A 17,357-nucleotide genomic window follows, 5' to 3' on the forward strand; every position below is an offset into this window, starting at 1 on the left:
GCCGAGCGGGCCGGCCGCCTGCCCTCCGACATCGGCCTGGAGGGTGCAGTCGAGCTTCGGTACGGCCTCGAAGGGATCGGGAGCAGGGCCCGGAGGTGGGCGGAAGCAGGCGCCACACATCTGGTCGTCGACCCCATGCACGCCGGGTGCCATGGCAGCGAGCACCTCGATCACCTTGCCCGCATCGCCACGAGGCTGTCGCTACGAGGCTGAGCTCGCGGATGCGACACCAGTCCTTTTCCGACTACGCGGAGCTGTGGCGGTGGAGCACCACCGAGCTGCCTGCCTTCTGGTCGGCGGTGTGGGAGTTCTACGGCCTCGACGCTGTCAGCAGCTACGACGAGGTGCTGGCCGACGCGTCGATGCTCGGAGCCACCTGGTTTGGTGGAGCGCGGATGAACCTCGCCGAGCAATGCTTCGCCCGTACACCACGAGATCACCTGGTTCACCGCTCTGTTGGAGTTCTTCGACCTGAGCGGGGTCACCGGCACAACCGATGCCCTGCACATCCAGCGCGGCAGCGTAAACCCTGGTCGCACCCACAACTGAGATCTCCAACGAACCCGGGCGGTTCACTCGTCGCTGCCGTGCTCGCCGGCCAGATGGACCTGCGGTCCGGCCGGACCGACCACCTGCTACCGCCGGCCTCGCGGTTCACGAGCTCGGGAACAGGGGTCCGCCCGCCATGAGGCCGCCGTCGGCCAGGAGGATGTGCCCGGTGATGTAGCTCGCCTTGTCCGAACCCAGGAACTGGACGGCCTCGGCGATCTCCTCCGGGGTACCCGCCCGGTGCATGGGCAGCACCGAATCGACCGCGGCACGAGCCGTATCGTCGCCGGTGAACCGCTCGTACATAGCGGTCCGGGTGAAACCGGGCGCGACCGCGTTGACCCGGATACCGTGAGCGGCGCCTTCGAGTGCGGCCGCCTTGGTAATGCCGACGACGGCGTGCTTGCTCCCGACGTACAAGGTCGCCCCGGGATAACCCATCAGGCCGAAGTTGGAGCTGACGTTGACGATGCTGCCGCCGCCCTGTTCCCTCATGACGCGGAACTCGTGCTTCAGGCACAGCAGCGTTCCCTTCACGTTGGTGTCGAAGGTGGCCTGGTAAGCCTCGTCGGTCACCTCGGTGACAGGGCCGGGTGTTCCCTCGGTGCCGGCGTTGTTGAAGGCGACATCGATCCGCCCGAACCGTGCCACCGCGCGGTCGACGAGGTCCTTCACCTCGGCGTCGAAGCGGACGTCGGCACGCACGAACTCGGCCCGGGCACCGAGGTCGGAGAGTTCTCCGGCAAGCTGTTCGCCCACGTCCTCATGGCGGCCGGAGACCACGAGGTTCGCGCCTTGACGGGCGTAAGCCAAGGCGGTGGCGCGGCCGATACCGGTGAGCGCGCCCGTGATGAGGACAACGGGATCAGACATGTCGAGAGTCCTTCCTGCAACCACCCAGGTGAACGACGGGCAAGGGGTTCGGAACCACACGACACTGGGTTCCTCTTCGGGCTGGGACGTAACTGCCGGTACGCCCGCAAGGAGCCTGTCCCAGCCGAAAGGCAGCCGCATCGGCCCCAACCGCCGCATGCATCGAACGGCGGCACTCGATGACCCGTATGGCCCACGGACGGCGGCCAGGACGGACAACCCGCAGGCGGTCACGCGGGCGAAAGGCGAACTACGGCTTCGGACGGGAGCCGCCATGGGGCGCAGATCAGGGAACGGTCCGGACGCTGGAACCCGCTCGCGGGGCAATCATGTCGCCTCGGTGCCCATGGAGGACACGGCGCCGGCGTGCGCCGACCAGCTCGACGTCGCGGCCGTCGTCGCCGTCCCCGCCGGTCGGGCTGCAGTGCCCTGCGGTGGCGAGTACCACGGGGGGCGAAAACACGCCGCGGCGATGCAGATCTCGCGGTGTGGGTGTTCCTCTCGGCAGCGCGGACTGGCGCATACGAAAATTCGGTCAGGGCCGTTCGGTTGACGTTCCTGTTCCCGTCTTCGCGTCGCAGGCTTCGTGGAATCGTTCCAGGATGAGCCCGACGAGTTCGGGCGCGTCGCCCAGCGGCTCGGAGATGCCGACCACGCCGGCCGCGGTCGACGAGTCGGCCGCCCGGCGAAACAGCCTCCCGGGTGCAAAGCAATATGACGCGACCGCGACCCGGCGTGCTCCCGCGAGGCGCAGTTGCTCGACCGCCTCCGCGGGTGTCGGCGACGCGGTCGACGCGAAACCGGCCAGGCATGGTAGCCCGAGGTCCGCACCCAACGCGGACGCCATGGCGCTCACCGCCCGATACGCGTCGCTGTCGCTACCGCCCGCAGCCGCCACCACCACGGCGTCGAACTCGACGTCCAGCTCGGCGAGACGGCGCCGCAGCGCTGCGACCAGGCGCTCGTCGGGCACGTCCGAGGAACTGCCCAGCACCGGCGTCACGACCGGCACCAGGGCTGGAGGATCGGACAGCGCCATGGGCAGGTCGACCTGGGCGTGAAAGGCAGAGGTGAGCAGCAACGGCACCACGACCACACGGCTGTGTCCGGTCTCGGCGAGGGTGCGCAGCACCTGACGCGCCGTGGGGCGGGCGTGCCGGAGGTACGCGACCTCGACCCGGCGTGCCCGGGACAGCCCGACCGCGCGGGCGAGCGCGCGGGTGGTCTCCTGTGCCTGGGGGTCGATGCTGCCGTGCGCCAACAGGAGCAGCGTGCTCACGTCGGACCCGGCGACCTGTCGGCGCGGCGGCTCAATCACGTCGGTCACTGTCGTACCACTCTCTTCACGCGGCGCGGATGCAATGAGTGACGATGACATTACTCTCCGCGAAGGATCGGCAAGGCCGGGCGGCTCCAGGCCCGGCCACAGGCCCGTGACGGGCGGGGTCCCGCGCGCTGCGTTCCGCGAGCCGGGGAGCGTCGTGGCATGCGGGCCCGTGTGAGGAGAACTTCCTGCAGGGGGCTGAGCTCGCCAGTGCATGCGGATCTGGTAGATCCCGCAGGATGTCCCTGCAGCGTTCAGGCGGCTACCAGAGCAGGGACGAGGTCAGAGCGCCAGATGAAGATCTGGGTGGTGCCGAATCCGTACCAGCCCGTGCCTCGCGTGACGAGCAGGCGCGAATCAACCTGCTGCCAGTGTGACAGGCGGCCTTCGTCGTCGGAGGAGACACCGTAAGGGGCGGACGCGATGACAGCGGGCTTCCGGTCCTTCAGCCAGCATGTCGCGTGGTCCAGCCAGCGACGGTCCGGGGCCCACACGCGCTGGCGCAGTGAAGAGCATGCACAGCCGGGGTCGTCCGGAGCGATCGTGCCAGTCCCCGCACCGGCGTCTCGTCGAGGGCGTGAGACCGTCGGTCAGGAAGTACTTCCCCTGGTGACTTCTCAAGAAGAGGTCCTACCGAATGACGCTGAGCTTCTCCCTCTCAGGCCGACGGAGCCAGGCCGTCGGGGCCCGTGTTCCGCATGCCAGAGTGAGGCCCTCGCGTACCGGGTCGCGGACGGTCGCTGGATCGCTCTCGATCCTCTGCCGGTCAGTGATGCGCTGCGTGCCCATATTCCGCGCGATGCCCTGTGGACCGTCGAGGGGAATCTCGCGGCTCGTCCGCATCGGGACACAACGGGCACGCTGTTCGCCTGGCACTACTGGAGCTGTCCGGTATCGAACCCCCAGGTTCAGTCAATTCTGCTGGTCGCGGGCCGCCCTCGCTCCATGGAGCCGGCAGGGCCGACGCTTCCCGAGACCACATCCATCCGGGTCGTACCCGTCCTTGCACCCGTAAGCCGTCAGGACGTCCTCAGCGCCGTCGCGTGCGACAAATGCGGCGCGGTGCGATGTTCACCCTGCACAACAGTGCACGGCCGGCCTCGGAAGGCCCTTCACAAGGAGAGGCACGATGCCTACCGCAGGGCCTTGAACAGCGGAAGGCCACCTGCCTGAAATCGAGGTCCGCGCACGAGGTGTCCGACAGCCGAACCCTCGGCTCCGTGTCCGCTCCCGAACGGTTCTCCCCGATCGGCAAGAACCGTGGAGCCTCGGACCTGCACAGTGTCGCGGAGAGGCTGAATCCGGCTATTCATTATCCGTTACCCATAACCGTTATGGCTCCTGCAATCGCAGCTTGGGGTCTTTCGGGAGTTCATCGAGGCCGAACACCACCTTGTCGAAGTCACCAACCGACGGACGCTTTATGGGGTGCTGGCCCACGGCGGTCGGGCCTTCTTCGTGCCGGGCTGGGCGGACTTCGGCAGGGCGTTCGCGACGTTGGCGATCTTGTGAACCCAGCACCTCTGATGCCGGGCCTCGGGGAACACCTCGGCCAGGGCTTTCCAGAACCCGAGTGCACCGTCGCCGATGGCGAGGACGGGAGCGCGCATGCCCCGGCGTGCGCAGTCCCGCAGCAGGTCGGCCCAGGAGTCGGCGGATTCGCGGTGGCCGTCGCTCATGGAGATCAGCTCTTTGGTGCCGTCCGCGCGCACGCCCATCAGCACGAGCACGCACGACTTCGCCTCGCGCAGGCGTATGCGCAGGTGGATGCCGTCGGCCCATATGTAGACGTAGTCGCTGGTGGACAGATCGCGCTCGCCGAACGCAGCGTGGTCGGCCTGCCACTGCTGGGTGAGGCGGGTGACCGTCGCCGGTGAGAGGCCGGCCGTCGAGCCGAGGAACTGCTCCAGGGCGGGCACGGCTTCGCCTCGCGCAGGCCGTGCAGATAGAGCAGGGGCAGCACCTCGCTGAACTTCGGGGACTTGCGGCACCACGGCGGCAGGATCGCCGAGGAGAACCGCTTGCGCTCGCCGGTGGCCTCGTCGACGCGCTTGTCGTTGACCCGCGGGGCCTTCACTTCGACCGCCCCGGCCGCGGTCGTGACCTTCCTCGCCTGGTGGTAGCCGTTGCGGACCACCAGACGGTGCCCGTGCTCATCCCGCTGGTCGGCCAACTCGGCTATGTAGGCATTGACTTCGGCCTCCAGCGCGGCGGCCGGTATCCGCCTCGCGCCCTCCCGGACGATGTCGTCGATCAGGGAGCCGGTCTCGGTCTTTCCATCGGCATTCACTACCCTCAGCACGGGCATGCCTTCCCGGTCGACGGTGCAACGTCGGCCTGCTCGATGACCAGAAGTCGATCATTCGGGAAGGTACGCCCTTCGCGTCCGTCGTGCAGTTGCTCAAGGAGTCCGATCGCGCAATGGACCGGCTCGATGACGACCCACTCGTCATGGGTGCCGCCCAGCGGCTGCCCTTTGACGATCTTGCTTGCGATCCGGTAGCGGGCCAGGCCCAGGACGGATTCTTCGGGCGGTCGTCGGCAGCCGATGCGCAATTCCATCAGCTCACTCGCGCGCATGCCCGAGATGGCAGCGGCGGTGATGATCGCGGCGGTGCGGACGATGCCGACCAGCGCGACGGCCTGGGGCCGGGACAGCGGCAGGGTCCAGGGCAGTGGCGCTGTTCCGTCGGCCGCGGGGATCAGGTCGGCATCCCGGCCGAACGGTCTCTCGACGCCGACCTGGGCCAGGGCGTCTTCCAGCGTCGGCCGCATGGTGGGCAGTCAGGGATGGCAGAACTGGCTCAGCCCGGCCCGGCGGGCGAGGGAGCCCATGGCCACCGGCAGAAGGGGATCGTCCTCGGCCCAGCCCTTTGCGAGGCGTTTCGAGATGTAATGGTCCTCCAGCATGGGCAGGGCTGTGCACGTTCGCGTGTACTCGGCGAGGATTTCGCTGAGCGCCCGGACCGGGACGCGGTTCCTGGGGCCGACGCGCCGGAGCCCTTGGGCTCGCCGTGCCGAGTGAAGGTCGGACTCGCGGACCTTGTCGGCGAGATCGACGGCGTGCGGGCCCAGTGTGGACATCAGGTAGAGGGCGGCCGCGAGCACCGGCTGCATGATGTCGTCCGTGACCGGTTGGGTCTTGTTCTCCTCTCGACCGCTGGGCATCTCGGCGACGGCGGAGGCGGCAGCACCGCCCAGGGCCGCAGCTCGGCGGAAAGGCGGTCGGCGGTGAACAGGTCGCGGTAGTTCACCAGGTCGACGACGAGCTGGGCAGCCGATCGCCTGGTCGCGTGGCTGTTCTCGCCGATCACGGCTCCGTCCTCATCAAGCACGTAGCGGCGGTGAGCCAGGTATGCCTCGCAGTTCCGGGTGGTGATCTGCTGCAGGCTGCTGGTCGCCCGGCCGTTCAGCCAGTTGAAGAAGCGGTCGAGTTCGTCGAGACGACCGCGACAACTCGTCACGTGGAGCGGGTCGCGGAAGGCACGGGGCAACGGGGCGACCGTCTGGTGGCGTGGTGCGAGCATCGCCAGGATCAGTTCCTTGGCCACCAGTCGCCAACATGAGTCCGTGATCAGCGTGAAGTCGAAGCGCCTCACCGAGGGGCTCAGCTGGGTCGGCAGTCCGACAGCGCGTCACGAACGGTGACGAGGTCACCTATGTCGTTCTCGACCGCCGGTGGCGGGTCGTGGAGCCCGTCGAGGAAGCATCTGCGGCAGGAGCAGTACTCGCCGCACACCGTCCGCGGCTACGCGCACGGTCTGGCGCTGTGGTGGTCGCTGCTGGAGGACCGTGGCCTGGACTGGCGGCGCGTCGGCGCGGAGGATCTCGCCCAGTTCACGTGTCGGCTACGCAACCGCGGTACCGACCCGGCGGTAGTCACGCTCCGGCCGGTCACCCCGGTGCCAGCCGGCACGGTCGATGCCGCCCTGACAGCCGTGATGAGCTTCTACCGCTACCAGGCCGTGGTCGCCGAAGTGCCGGCCGCGCGCGTTCTACGTGCACGTCAAGGGCGGCATGACCGAATCGCGCGGCCACTACGCCTCGTTCCTGGGGCATCTCGGCGGCGGGCGCGATCCGGGGAGACCAGAACTCGGGAGCGTCACGCATTCGGACACGCTCTCCTCGTCGAGGGCCAAGAGCCAGCCGCCTCGGGACGGGAAGAGGGCCGAGCTCAGTCGCTCCGCTGCCGCTGCTCTGCCGCCGCCTTGATTCCGTTCAGCGTGGCGTGCATGCCTTCGCGCAGCTCACCGAGACGGAGGGCCACGAGATACTCTTCCTTGTCAGGCATCCGGTCGATGGCAGCGCTCAGCCCTGAGCGTCCGGGGCCGATTCGCACAGTTTGCCGGAGCAAGGTGCCTCCTGCATCAGGCGTGAGCGTGAAGCGCCATGTGGCCATTGGCTCCGCCAGGCTCAGCGTTGCCTTCCCGAAGCGGCCGTCCGCATCGAGGACGCACCACGCGAAAGCCCGCTCCGGATCGAGTTCGATGATCTGGGAAACCGTGCGCCAGGCACCGATCACGGGATGCTGGTTGCGGCCTGCGAAGCGCGCCCCCAGCGCGGGAGCCATCGCGCCATCGAGCCATTCCGTGCGATGCAGTTCACGACTCCAACGGGCTGGGGCTTGGATGTCGATCGCGATCTCCCATACGGCCGATGTAGCCGCAGCAACGAAAGTCTCACACTGAGCGCCAGGCATATCCGCGTATCGCATCTCGTCTCCGTGATCCTGGGGTGCTCGCCACACCATTGCGGGCATGGCAGGAAGTCCGGTGAAGTCGGGCACCGGTCGGTCAGCGCACCGGCCTTCAGTCGAGTGCTGGCGCCGGCGCCCGGGGTGCTTCGGCAAGTCAGAGGGCTCTCCTGCCCTCCTCAATCGATGGCCAGCTCGGTCACCAACCGAGTGACGATGGGTACGGCGACGTTGTGTCGACGAGCGGCCCGCAGCAGTGCCCCGCCGATGGCGTCCAGTTCCAGCTGACGCCCCGCCTCCGCGTCGCGTTGCATCGAGGACTTCGCTCCGGCTGGGAAGGCGTCGTACAGCGCCAGAGCCTTCGCGGGGTCGGCGGGGGCGCCGCAGGCCCGACTGACAGCGGCGGTCTCCTCGACGAGCGCTACCAGTTCCTGCCGACGCTCGGTCCTGACGCTGCCGATGGTGAGCCCGTATCGCGTCGTGAGCAGTGCGAAGGGCGCGAGGAAGGCCAGTTTGGCCCAGAGTAGGGCGGTCTCGTCCTCGGCAACCCGAGCCTTCACCCCGGCGGCTTGCAACATGGCAGCCAGGCCCTCCAGCGGTTGTGCCGGCCCGGCCAGATCGATCTCGGTGAAGGGGCTGCCGTGTTCGATGACGCCCGGCGAGACGCGGGTCGACTCGACCCGGATGACCCCGGGTACAACCCGGTCGACACCGTAACGTCGGCGCAGAGCTTCGGGATGCTCAATGCCATTGAGTAGGGGCAGCACAAGGCCGTTTTCGAGCATGGCGGGCGGGACCCGCTCCAACGCCGCACCCAGGGCGGTGTGCTTGACGGTCACCACACACAGGTCGACCGGCTCGTGCAGCATGGTGTCCGCCTCCACCTCGGTGGTGAAGTCGCCGAATTGCCGGCTGCGCACGCGCAGGCCGTTCTGGCGGAGTGCCTGCGCGGTTGTCTCGCCGGACAGGCAGACGACCCGGTGGCCGGCGCGGGACAGCAGCGCGGCGAGCAGGCCGCCGACGCCTCCGGGGCCCAGGACCGTCACGGTGGATCGGCGCGCGGTGCCGTCAGCGGTGGAGGATGGGGTGGTGAGCACTGTGTGGAAGTCCTTCCAGGCGGGCGGGCTCAGCAGCAATCGGAGGCGGGTGAAGAGGACGAGGAGATCAGGCCCCCAGCGCTCGCGGAATGGGAGGTCGACTCGGGCGATGTCGAGTTCGTTGGCGGCGGACAGCTCGGTGAAGTCTTGCCGCAGCCCGAGGTTCGGGGCGAGGGTGCGGCCGGTGAACCGATCGCGGAACGCGGGGTCGGGATCACCCAACGTCGGGTAGGAGACGATCCGGTCGCAACTGGCGTAGAAGTACACCAGTGCTTCGGCTTCGGCGCCGATCACCGTGGCCAGCTCTTCGCGGCGGTCGAGGGGGAGCAGTGCGGTGGCGAATCCGTCGGTGCCGTAGCAGGCGTGGCAGAGGCCCGCGAGTTGCAGGGCAGGGCGGGCGCCCCAGGCGGCGAGCTGCTGCTGGACCCGTTGCAGATGGGCGAGGAGGGTGCCGCCGGGGTGCTCGATGTTCGCGGCGCGAGCCGGCGCAGCAGGGCGGTGGCCCGAGCCGTGGCGGCGGGCGGGGTGAACATGGCGGTGGTTCCTCTCGGCGCGTGGCGGGTCGGCACCCGCCGTGCCTTCGCCTCACGTCCGGATCGTTGCGAAGTCAGGGCGGGTTGCCGCCCGGGGCCCTGCACCGATGATCAAGCATCGCGTAAATCCAAGTCAATCCTCGAAATTTGCTTGTCCATACCCAAGCGATACCTTGGATGACTGTGGCTCTTGATGATCTTCGCGTCTTTGCCGCCGTGTGCCAGGCCGGCTCACTGAGTGCCGCTGCCCGCGACCTGATGTGCACACAGTCGGCGGTCGGCCAGCATGTGAAAAGGCTCGAGCGGGAACGCCGCGTACGGGATCGCGACGAAGGCGATGTACGTCGCGACCATGGCCTTCTACGCGATACGCCGGGCTGCCGCCATCCGCACCGCCCATCTGCTCGGTGCCGGACGCGACGAGCGGCGGGCCATCGGACGACAGGTGTTGCTCCTCGCCGGATCACTCGGGCTCACGGCCCTGCTGACACTGCTCGCCGCCGGGCCGTGGATCATGCGGGCCTTCGGCAGCGAGGGAGAGGTGGCCGAGGCGGGGGCACTCTATCTGCGCTGCTTGGGTCCGTACTTGACGCTTCTCGCTTGCTGCATCGCGCTGGGCGGGGTGTTCGAGGGCAGCGGTGGCAGCGCCGCCCTTGCGCGGATCACCGCGTGCGGCGTGGCACTCCAACTTGCGCTGGCGTACAGCCTGTCGGGTTTGGGGCTGCCAGGCATCTGCCTGGCCATGGCGCTGGCCATGGCACTTCAGTGCGCAGCCATCGCCAGGATGTATCGGCGCACGGAACATCCGACAGCTACTGACTGCGACAACAGTCGGGTGAAAATCTCCGTCGCAGAGCCCGACAGCCCTTCCCCCGACAATCGACTTGCCTAATGAACGGCCAGGAAGTGCCATTCATTCGGTGCGTACTTCGAGTCGGGGTGGCGCAGACCGAGGAGGATCCGGCCATGCTCGTCCTGGAGGTCGAGGTGGGCACCGACGATGTGGAGTTCGGTCCCCTCCGGTGCCTCGTCGCGCAGCAGACGGACATTGCCCGTCGGGTCGCCGGCCGGGGGATGTCCGGCCATGTGTCGGCGGATCAGGCTGCCGAGGCCGGGGCTCAGACGCAGCCGGTCCAGCATGTCGACGGTGAACCACCGAAGCAGTACGCCTTCTTGCAGGCCAACGGTATCGGGGTCACCGCTCCAACGGCCCGTGTAGACCTGGATGGGGACCGCAAGTCCGTCGATGCTCGTCGCCTCCTCCACGATGTACGGCGTCAGGTCCGCGACCTTCAGACCGGGGGCTTCCTCGCGGAGCTCCCGCCGAATCGTCGCCTCCAGGCAGCGGTCGCCCATCTCGCGGCCGCTGCCCATGAGGGCGAACACCCCCGGCTCCCGGATTCCGTCACGCAGGTCCCTCAGATGCAGCAGGTAGCGACCGTGCCCGTCGTGGACGAGAGCGGATGCGTTGACAGGTTCCGGCCGCCCGTCGAGCCCCGCGGCCTCTGCGTCCAGGAGCTTGGCGCGCAGTGTCGGGGACCTGACGTCGGCGAACGCAAGCCACTGGACGCCGGAGACTTCGTCGTCCTGGAGCAGGAGCGGAGGCGGCTGCCCGGCCGTGAGGCAGAAGGCGAACCGGAAGGCGAAGGGCTGGTGTGCGGGTTCGCCCTCGGCCGGGTTGGCGGCGATGTCGTGGACGTAGATTATCGACCGGCCCGCCGAGGAATTGCGGGGTCAGGCACACGTCCCCGGGGCGGATTCCGGCCTCCTCGCATCCTTCCCGCAGCGCCGCCGCCAGAAGGGTCCGGTCGTCCTCGACGTGGCCGCCCTTGGGAACAGTTCGCATGTCCCGGTTCCCCTCCTGTCTCATTGGCACCCGTTGGAAGCGCCTGAACGATCTACTGCGAACCATGCGGCAACTGTCTCAGGGGGAGACGGGAAGTTTTGTCCGTTTGTGACCTCAGGGACGGGGTAGCTCAGTCCTCTGTTCCGCGTTCATCAGGCGGGTCGCGTCGAGGCCGTCCGGTGCGCACTCGACCCGCCTGTGTCTGACCCAGGCCGGCCTCGCAGCGCTATCCGTGGCGGCCTCGTGCCCGAGTGCCGCCACGTCCGTTCGAGGGCTGTCCTCTGCCCAGTCCTCCGCCGACAATGGCGCGTTCACGTACACCGGTCCGCACGCATCGTCGCGTCCACGCCAACTTGAGCACCCGCCCGCCCTCGCCCGTCCCCGTGACCAGGGCGCTTCACCTCTCGTCACTTCAGCCTTGCCACCGCAATCCAGCCGTATTTCGTACCGCGCGTTACTGCGGACGCTTTGTGGATCAACATCATCGAGTCTCTGCTCACTGCTGCCTCACAGGTGATTCACCATGCGCACACAAGCGCGAAGACTCGTCACGGCCTTCCTGGCCTTCATTCTCCTTGCGATAGCGTCTGCCGCCCCGTCCTGGGCGGGGCCCCGGGACCGGCCGGGCGGTGCCGCGGCGGGCGTCGCCCAGGTCAAGGCCCGTACGGCCGAGGACCTGCCCGATCCACCCAAGGCGATGACGCTGGCCGAGCGCCGCAAGCAGGTCGCGAAGGACCGGCACGAACTGTCGGCCATGCGGGGCTACATGAACGCGCCGGAGCGGAAAGCCAAGGGCACGCCTCACGGCCGGCCGGACACGGAGCGCATCGAGCGCGGTCCCGCCGCCGAGACGGGCGCGGCCGCGCAGCGCCTCGCCGCGGCGCCCGAGAACCCGATCTCGGTGTCGGCCTGGGCGACCGCGTACCCCGGCATGCTTTCGATCGGCGGGCAGGTGAAGCTGCCGAAGCGGGGATCGACGTACACCGGGATGTGGCTGTACGTCTTGGACGAGGCGGGTTCCCCCGTCGTCCAGCAGGAGATCAAGAAGTCCACCGACGACCCCAGCGGGGACACCCCGGACACCGGCGCCTGGTGCTACGACTGGTGGTCGAGCAACTCCTACCCCACCGACCAGTGCTTCTGGTGGGCCGGCAGTGAGCTGGGCGGAATCCTGGCGGACGGCAAGAAGTACCACGCCTGGGTCTTCCTGAACAGCGCCGACGGCTCGTCGAGCCCGGGCGGCACCACCTCGCCGCTGGTGCAGGCTTTCTACACGCCCGGCATCCCCGGCGCGGCGGCGGGCATCTGCACCTGTTACGCCCAGGCCCACCGCGCCGACCCGGTCAACACGGCGACCGGCATGTTCTACGAGCAGCTCACCGATGCGTCCCTGACGGGCCCGGGTGTGCCGATGACCCTGGAGCGCACCTATCGGTCGGACTCGACCGCCACCGGTCTACTGGGGCGCGGCTGGGCGACACCGTTCGACGCCCGGCTGACCCTCGCGACGGGGAAGGCGACGTACCGGACGGGCGACGGCGCGTCGTTCGTGTTCACGCAGGCGGGCGACGGCACCTACACCGCCCCGGCGGGCACGACGGCCAAGCTGGTCAAGGGGACGAACACGTACACGGTCACGACTCCGGACCACACTGTGCGGACCTTCGACAGCGCCGGTCTGCCGACCTCCGTGGTCGGCGCGGCGGGCAAGGGGCTGAGCCTGACATACGCCTCGGGCAAGCTCGCCTCCGTCAAGGACGCCGCCGGTCGCGCCACCGTGTTCACTGTGGGCGCGGACGGACTGCTGTCCAAGGTGGGCCTGCCGGACGGCACTTCGGTCTCGTACGGCTTCACCGGCGGCTTGCTGACCTCGGTCACGGACCCGGCCGACAGGACGTCCTCGTACGCGTACGACACGAACAAGCGGCTGTCGTCCTACACCGACCCGGCGGGCGGCAAGGTCAGCAACGTCTACGACACCGCGGGCCGAATCAAGTCCCAGACCGATCAGAACGGCAAGACCACCACGTTCACCTGGGACGGCAAGAGCGAGTCGCACACCACCGCGCCCGACGGCGGCGTGTGGACCGACGTCTACGCCGGCAACGTCCTGATGGAGACGATCGACCCGTACGGCAAGAGCATCACCTACGACTACGACCGTCAGCTGCGCCCCGCCGCCATCACCGACCAGCGGGGCAACACCACGGAGATGACGTACGACACCGAGGGGCGGATGCTCACCCGCACCTCGCCGTCCGCGCTGGGCTACAAGGAGAGCTGGGGCTACGACAGTGCGGGCAACCTCACCAGCCACACCGACGGCCGCGGCAACAAGACGACGTACGCGTATACCGCGAACCGGCTGACGTCGGCGACGGACCCGACGGGTGGCAAGACCGTTTACACGTACACCGCACTCGGCTCGCTGGAGACCGTGACGAGTCCGCGCGGCAAGGTCACCACGTACGGGTACGACACCGCGGGCAACCGGACGTCGGTCACCACGCCGCTGGGTGAGAAGACGACGTTCACGTACGACAAGGCAGGCCGCGTCCTGACCAGGACGGACCCGCGTGGGAACGCCTCGGGTGCCGACCCGGCCGCGTACACCACGAAGTACACCTACGACGGCCGCGGTCTGCTCAGCTCGGCCACGGACGCCCTGGGCCGTACGACGACCTACGAGTACAACGGCGCCGAGCAGTTGACGTCGGTGCGCAACCCGGCGGGCGACGCCGCCACGCTCGGCTACGACGACGCGGGGAACCTGACCCGGACCACCGACCAGGCAGGCAAGTCCCTCACCCGCACCTACGACGCGAGCGGACGACTCGCCTCCGAGACCGACGCGGCCGGCGGCCGAACCACCTATACGTACGACAAGGTCGGCCGGCTGCTCAGCAGCGTCTCGCCGCGCGGGAACGTCTCCGGCGTCGATCCGGCCGTCTACACCACGTCCTACGTGTACGACGCGGCCGGCAACCTCACCGAGACCACCGGTCCCACCGGCGCGACGACGAAGACGACCTATGACGCGATCAACCGGCCGCTTGTCGTCACCGACCCGCTGGGTCACACCACCGGCTACACCTACGACGCCGGCAACAACGTCACCAAGACCACCGATGCCGCAGGCAAGACGACCACCGCCGTCTACGACAAGAACAACCGCCTCGGCAGCAGCACCGACCAGCTGAGCAAGACCACGACTTACGCCTACGACACCGACGGCAACCTGCTCAGCCGCACCTCCCCGCTCGGCCACAAGTCGAGCTGGACCTACGACGGCGACGGCCGCCAGGCCACCGCGGTTGATCCGCGCGGCAACGCCACCGGCGCCGACCCCGCCCAGTACACGACGACGTACGGCTACGACCCGGCGGGCAATCCCACCAAGGTCACCGACCCGCTCGGCGGGGTGACCACCACCGCCTACGACGCCGTCGGCAAGGTCGTCGAGCGCAAGGACGCCGACGGACGCACCACTTCCTACGGCTACGACGACCTGGACCAACTGGCCAAGGTCACCGCTCCCGGCGGCGCAGTCACCGCCTATGGGCACGACAAGCTCGGCAACCTCACCGAGCGCACCGATGCCAACGGCCACGTCACCGCATACGGCTACGACGCGGTGCACCGCCTCACTTCGCTCACCGACCCGCTGGAGCGGAAGACGACCTACGCGTACGACGCGGAGGGTAACGTCACAGGGAAGACCACCCCCCGCGGCACCACCGGGTACACGTACGACCCGCTCGGTCTGCTCACCAAGATCGACTACTCGGACGCCACCTCCGACGCGACCTTCGGCTACGACGACGCCGGGCAGTTGACCGCCCGCGCGAACTCCAAGATCTCCGAGGACTTCGTCTACGACGCGGTCGGCAATCTGACCAAGACGCGTGGCTTCGCCTACACGTATGACGCCGCCGGGCAGATGCTCACCCGCAAGTACTCCGACGGCAACACGATCACGCACACGTACGACGCCGACGGCCGCACCGCGACGATGGCGGCCGACGGCAAGACCACCACGTACACCTGGGACCCGGCGGGAAACCTGCTCACGTCGGCCCTGCCCAACACCGAGACCGAGAACCGCACCTACGACCGGGCGGGCCGGGTCACCGCGGTGACCGCCACCAAGGCGGGCGCCACAGTCACCAAGACGGCGCTTACGCTGTCCGCGGCGGGCCTGCCCTCGCGCATGGACGTCACCCGGGCCAACGTCGGCACCGGCGGCTACGACCTCACCTATGACGCGGCCGGCCGGCTCACCTCCGGCTGTGCACCGCAGCCCTGGGTCACCGGCTGCGCCGACGGACGCACCACGTCCTACACCTACGACAAGGTCGGCAACCGGCTGACCTCCACCCTGGGCACCGCCTCTACCAGCTACGCCTACGACGCGGCCGACCAGCTCACCTCGACCACCACCGGCACCACGACCACCGCCTACGCCCACGACGCCGAGGGCAACCGGACCAAGGCCGGCGCCGATACCTACACCTACGACCTGGCCGGACAGATCTCCGCAGCCACCGTCGGCGACAGCAGCTACACCTACGACTACGACGCCGGCGGCAACCAGGTCGCCACCCTCAAGGACGGCGCGGTCACCAACCGCACCCAGTGGGATCCCAACGCGCCACTGCCGATCCTGGCCACCGAGTACGACAGCGCCTGGGCGGTCAAGCAGTCCTACCGGTACGACCCGCTCGGCCAGCCCACCGCCACCAAGACCGGCGCCGGGGCGCTCTTCTACTACCACCATGACACCCAGGGCTCCCCGGTCGACGTCGCCGACAGCACTGGGACCCTCTACCAGCGCTGGGCCTACGACTCGTTCGGCACCCGCGTCCTGAACACCGTTACCAGCGGCGCGCCCGCGAGCACCCCGTCGTACACTGGTGCCCGGTACGAGACCAGCACTGGCAATCTCGACCTGCACGCCCGCCAGTACGACACCGCCACCGGCCGCTTCACGCGGCCCGATCCGGCTGCCCGGGACCTGTCGACGCCGTACGTCTCCGCGTACGCCTACGCCGACAACGCGCCAAGCGTGCTCACCGACCCCAGCGGTCTGACCCCCGACGACCCGAACAACGACCGGGTCGACAGCCTTGGCGAGGCGCTCGGCATCTTCGGCGACGCCTTCGTCGACGTCGCCAAGTCACCCTTCGTGTTCCTCGGGGACCTGGAGGACGCGTTCACCGGTGAGAACGGCGGCGCGGGCGCTTTCATCGACAAGTATCTTCCCGTCCGACCCGCCTACCGGCTCTACCGTGCCGAGTACATGCTCCGGCAGCAGGGCTGCGACGCGCTCGCCGATCTGTACGCGGAGACCGCCGACGAACTCGCCCAACAGCTCGTCCTCACCGGGGTCGGCGGGCTGACGGGATGGCGGCGGGCCGCGATGGCCACGGAGCGGGAGCTGCAGTCCGGCGGTTCGTCCTTCCGGCGGCCGCGCAGCGAGATGGACTTCGAGCTGGAATGGGCGGACCACGCCTACGACGCGATCCGCGCCGACGCTCAGCTCGGCAGGGTGGCGCAGACCGCGGCGTCGCACGGCTATTCCGCAGCCGACATCAATCAGATCTACAACCACCTGTTCGTCGAATCGCATCAGCTCGATGCGGGAATGCTGCGATTCGACGCCAATCCGCGTATCGCCAGGGCCTGGGAACGCCTTCAGAACGGAAATCCGCACCCTAGTGATTTCGATCTGCTTGCACATGAACTGTACGAGTCGAACTGGATGCGTCAGCACGGCGACCAGAACTATCGCCGGGCCCACCAGGCAACCCTGGACGCCGGCCGCACCTGGGACGAACATGCGCCCGCGGCGGACGGTATAGGGTTCAGGTGATCAGATCCCTGGCGCGAGCGAACTGGTGGAAATCCCCGTGACAGCATCACTGACGTGCACGAAGATCCGTTCCCTCGAAACGGGAGCCGTCTACGCCTGGGAAACCGCAGAAGGGGATACCGGAAACATTCTGATCGACTCGGTGGAATCAGTCGCCCGCCCCTGCACTCCAGAGGGAATAACCCTCGGAGAAATGCTCCTCGACAGAAACGTCGGGAATGTGGAAAAACCCGACCCGGACCCGAAACTCCGCCGCGCTTTCCTGATCGCGGCATCGGTGATCTTCCAAGAGGGGGAGCGGCAGGGGCGCCTGCCTGACAAGATCACGCGCACCTACTGGTGAGCGCCACGTCACCACCCGATAGGCCGTGCTCTCCCAGAGCCCGGTCTATCGGCATTCCACAGGGGAATGTGCTTCGGTTCATGAGAGCGGCGCGGCATCCCGTGTATCAGACCCGACACCCCAACTCGCAAGCTAAGCTTGGCGTTTATGGTGCCTGCCTGTCCGCGCCGACCTTCATCGTGTCGGTTTTGCTGTGTTTTCCGACGGGGCGTTCGCGGGCCCGGTTC

At 68.3% G+C, this 17,357-nt stretch carries 13 protein-coding genes and 5 pseudogenes; 8 read left to right on the plus strand and 10 right to left on the minus strand.

The window, feature by feature from the left end; all coding sequences use genetic code 11:
- Nucleotides 1-213: hypothetical protein (locus tag ACIOMQ_RS40885; RefSeq protein WP_402192782.1), on the plus strand; the 213-nt coding region annotated here is incomplete at its 5' end.
- 8 nt (nt 214-221) lie between these two features.
- A complete protein-coding gene (locus ACIOMQ_RS40890; protein WP_401944823.1) occupies nt 222-689 on the plus strand; it encodes an acetyl-coenzyme A synthetase N-terminal domain-containing protein in 468 nt (155 codons plus the stop codon).
- On the opposite strand, the gene ACIOMQ_RS40895 is transcribed toward ACIOMQ_RS40890, so the two are convergent.
- The 5 genes and pseudogenes from ACIOMQ_RS40895 to ACIOMQ_RS40915 form a co-directional block, all read right to left on the minus strand.
- On the minus strand, nt 655-1,422 hold the full coding sequence (locus tag ACIOMQ_RS40895) for an SDR family NAD(P)-dependent oxidoreductase (RefSeq protein WP_401270456.1): 768 nt from the start codon (nt 1,420-1,422) through the stop codon (nt 655-657). The genes ACIOMQ_RS40890 and ACIOMQ_RS40895 overlap by 35 nt on opposite strands.
- A gap of 535 nt (nt 1,423-1,957) precedes the next feature.
- On the minus strand, nt 1,958-2,800 hold the full coding sequence (locus ACIOMQ_RS40900; protein WP_402192785.1) for a sirohydrochlorin chelatase: 843 nt from the start codon (nt 2,798-2,800) through the stop codon (nt 1,958-1,960).
- Between the two features lie 1,394 nt (nt 2,801-4,194).
- Nucleotides 4,195-5,048: pseudogene (locus ACIOMQ_RS40905) on the minus strand (IS256 family transposase); the annotation flags it as partial.
- Nucleotides 5,042-5,521, minus strand: coding sequence for a hypothetical protein (locus ACIOMQ_RS40910; protein ID WP_401989303.1), 480 nt, complete (start codon nt 5,519-5,521; stop codon nt 5,042-5,044). The gene ACIOMQ_RS40910 and the pseudogene ACIOMQ_RS40905, both read right to left, overlap by 7 nt.
- A 9-nt stretch (nt 5,522-5,530) precedes the next feature.
- On the minus strand, nt 5,531-5,914 hold the full coding sequence (locus tag ACIOMQ_RS40915) for a hypothetical protein (RefSeq protein ID WP_402192787.1): 384 nt from the start codon (nt 5,912-5,914) through the stop codon (nt 5,531-5,533).
- A gap of 125 nt (nt 5,915-6,039) precedes the next feature.
- On the opposite strand from ACIOMQ_RS40915, the gene ACIOMQ_RS40920 reads away from it, so the two are divergent.
- Nucleotides 6,040-6,312 carry a hypothetical protein gene (locus ACIOMQ_RS40920; protein WP_402192789.1) on the plus strand — a complete coding sequence of 91 codons (273 nt, stop codon included), beginning with the start codon at nt 6,040-6,042 and terminating at the stop codon, nt 6,310-6,312.
- A gap of 93 nt (nt 6,313-6,405) precedes the next feature.
- Nucleotides 6,406-6,693, plus strand: a pseudogene (locus ACIOMQ_RS40925) (site-specific integrase); the annotation flags it as partial.
- 227 nt (nt 6,694-6,920) lie between these two features.
- On the opposite strand, the gene ACIOMQ_RS40930 reads toward ACIOMQ_RS40925, so the two are convergent.
- The 3 genes and pseudogenes from ACIOMQ_RS40930 to ACIOMQ_RS40940 all read right to left on the minus strand — a co-directional run.
- Nucleotides 6,921-7,532, minus strand: coding sequence for an SRPBCC family protein (locus tag ACIOMQ_RS40930; RefSeq protein ID WP_402192791.1), 612 nt, complete (start codon nt 7,530-7,532; stop codon nt 6,921-6,923).
- Nucleotides 7,533-7,618: 86 nt separating this feature from the next.
- Nucleotides 7,619-8,536, minus strand: a complete 918-nt coding sequence (locus ACIOMQ_RS40935) for a ketopantoate reductase family protein (protein ID WP_402192796.1) — start codon at nt 8,534-8,536, stop codon at nt 7,619-7,621.
- Nucleotides 8,528-9,069: pseudogene (locus tag ACIOMQ_RS40940) on the minus strand (DUF6817 domain-containing protein); the annotation flags it as partial. The pseudogene ACIOMQ_RS40940 and the gene ACIOMQ_RS40935, both read right to left, overlap by 9 nt.
- Before the next feature lie 183 nt (nt 9,070-9,252).
- Here ACIOMQ_RS40940 and ACIOMQ_RS40945 point away from each other — a divergent pair.
- Together ACIOMQ_RS40945 and ACIOMQ_RS40950 are read left to right on the plus strand one after the other, a co-directional pair.
- A pseudogene (locus ACIOMQ_RS40945) lies at nt 9,253-9,387 on the plus strand (LysR family transcriptional regulator); the annotation flags it as partial.
- Nucleotides 9,380-9,961 (plus strand): annotated as a pseudogene (locus ACIOMQ_RS40950) (MATE family efflux transporter); the annotation flags it as partial. The pseudogenes ACIOMQ_RS40945 and ACIOMQ_RS40950, both read left to right, overlap by 8 nt.
- Here the strand turns inward: ACIOMQ_RS40950 and ACIOMQ_RS40955 are convergent.
- Both ACIOMQ_RS40955 and ACIOMQ_RS40960 read right to left on the minus strand, forming a co-directional pair.
- Nucleotides 9,958-10,584, minus strand: coding sequence for an NUDIX domain-containing protein (locus tag ACIOMQ_RS40955; RefSeq protein ID WP_402192798.1), 627 nt, complete (start codon nt 10,582-10,584; stop codon nt 9,958-9,960). The pseudogene ACIOMQ_RS40950 and the gene ACIOMQ_RS40955 overlap by 4 nt on opposite strands.
- Nucleotides 10,475-10,981 (minus strand): NUDIX domain-containing protein, encoded by a 507-nt coding sequence (locus ACIOMQ_RS40960; protein ID WP_402192793.1) that lies wholly within the window; start codon nt 10,979-10,981, stop codon nt 10,475-10,477. The genes ACIOMQ_RS40955 and ACIOMQ_RS40960 overlap by 110 nt, the downstream gene beginning before the upstream one ends.
- A 631-nt stretch (nt 10,982-11,612) precedes the next feature.
- Here ACIOMQ_RS40960 and ACIOMQ_RS40965 point away from each other — a divergent pair.
- Together ACIOMQ_RS40965 and ACIOMQ_RS40970 are read left to right on the plus strand one after the other, a co-directional pair.
- Nucleotides 11,613-16,787, plus strand: a complete 5,175-nt coding sequence (locus ACIOMQ_RS40965; RefSeq protein WP_402192801.1) for a DUF6531 domain-containing protein — start codon at nt 11,613-11,615, stop codon at nt 16,785-16,787.
- A 37-nt stretch (nt 16,788-16,824) separates the two neighbouring features.
- Nucleotides 16,825-17,130 (plus strand): hypothetical protein, encoded by a 306-nt coding sequence (locus tag ACIOMQ_RS40970; protein ID WP_362212485.1) that lies wholly within the window; start codon nt 16,825-16,827, stop codon nt 17,128-17,130.
- Nucleotides 17,131-17,357 lie beyond the last annotated feature (227 nt).

The sequence above is a fragment of the Streptomyces sp. NPDC087845 genome (assembly GCF_044742755.1).
Lineage (GTDB): Bacteria > Actinomycetota > Actinomycetes > Streptomycetales > Streptomycetaceae > Streptomyces.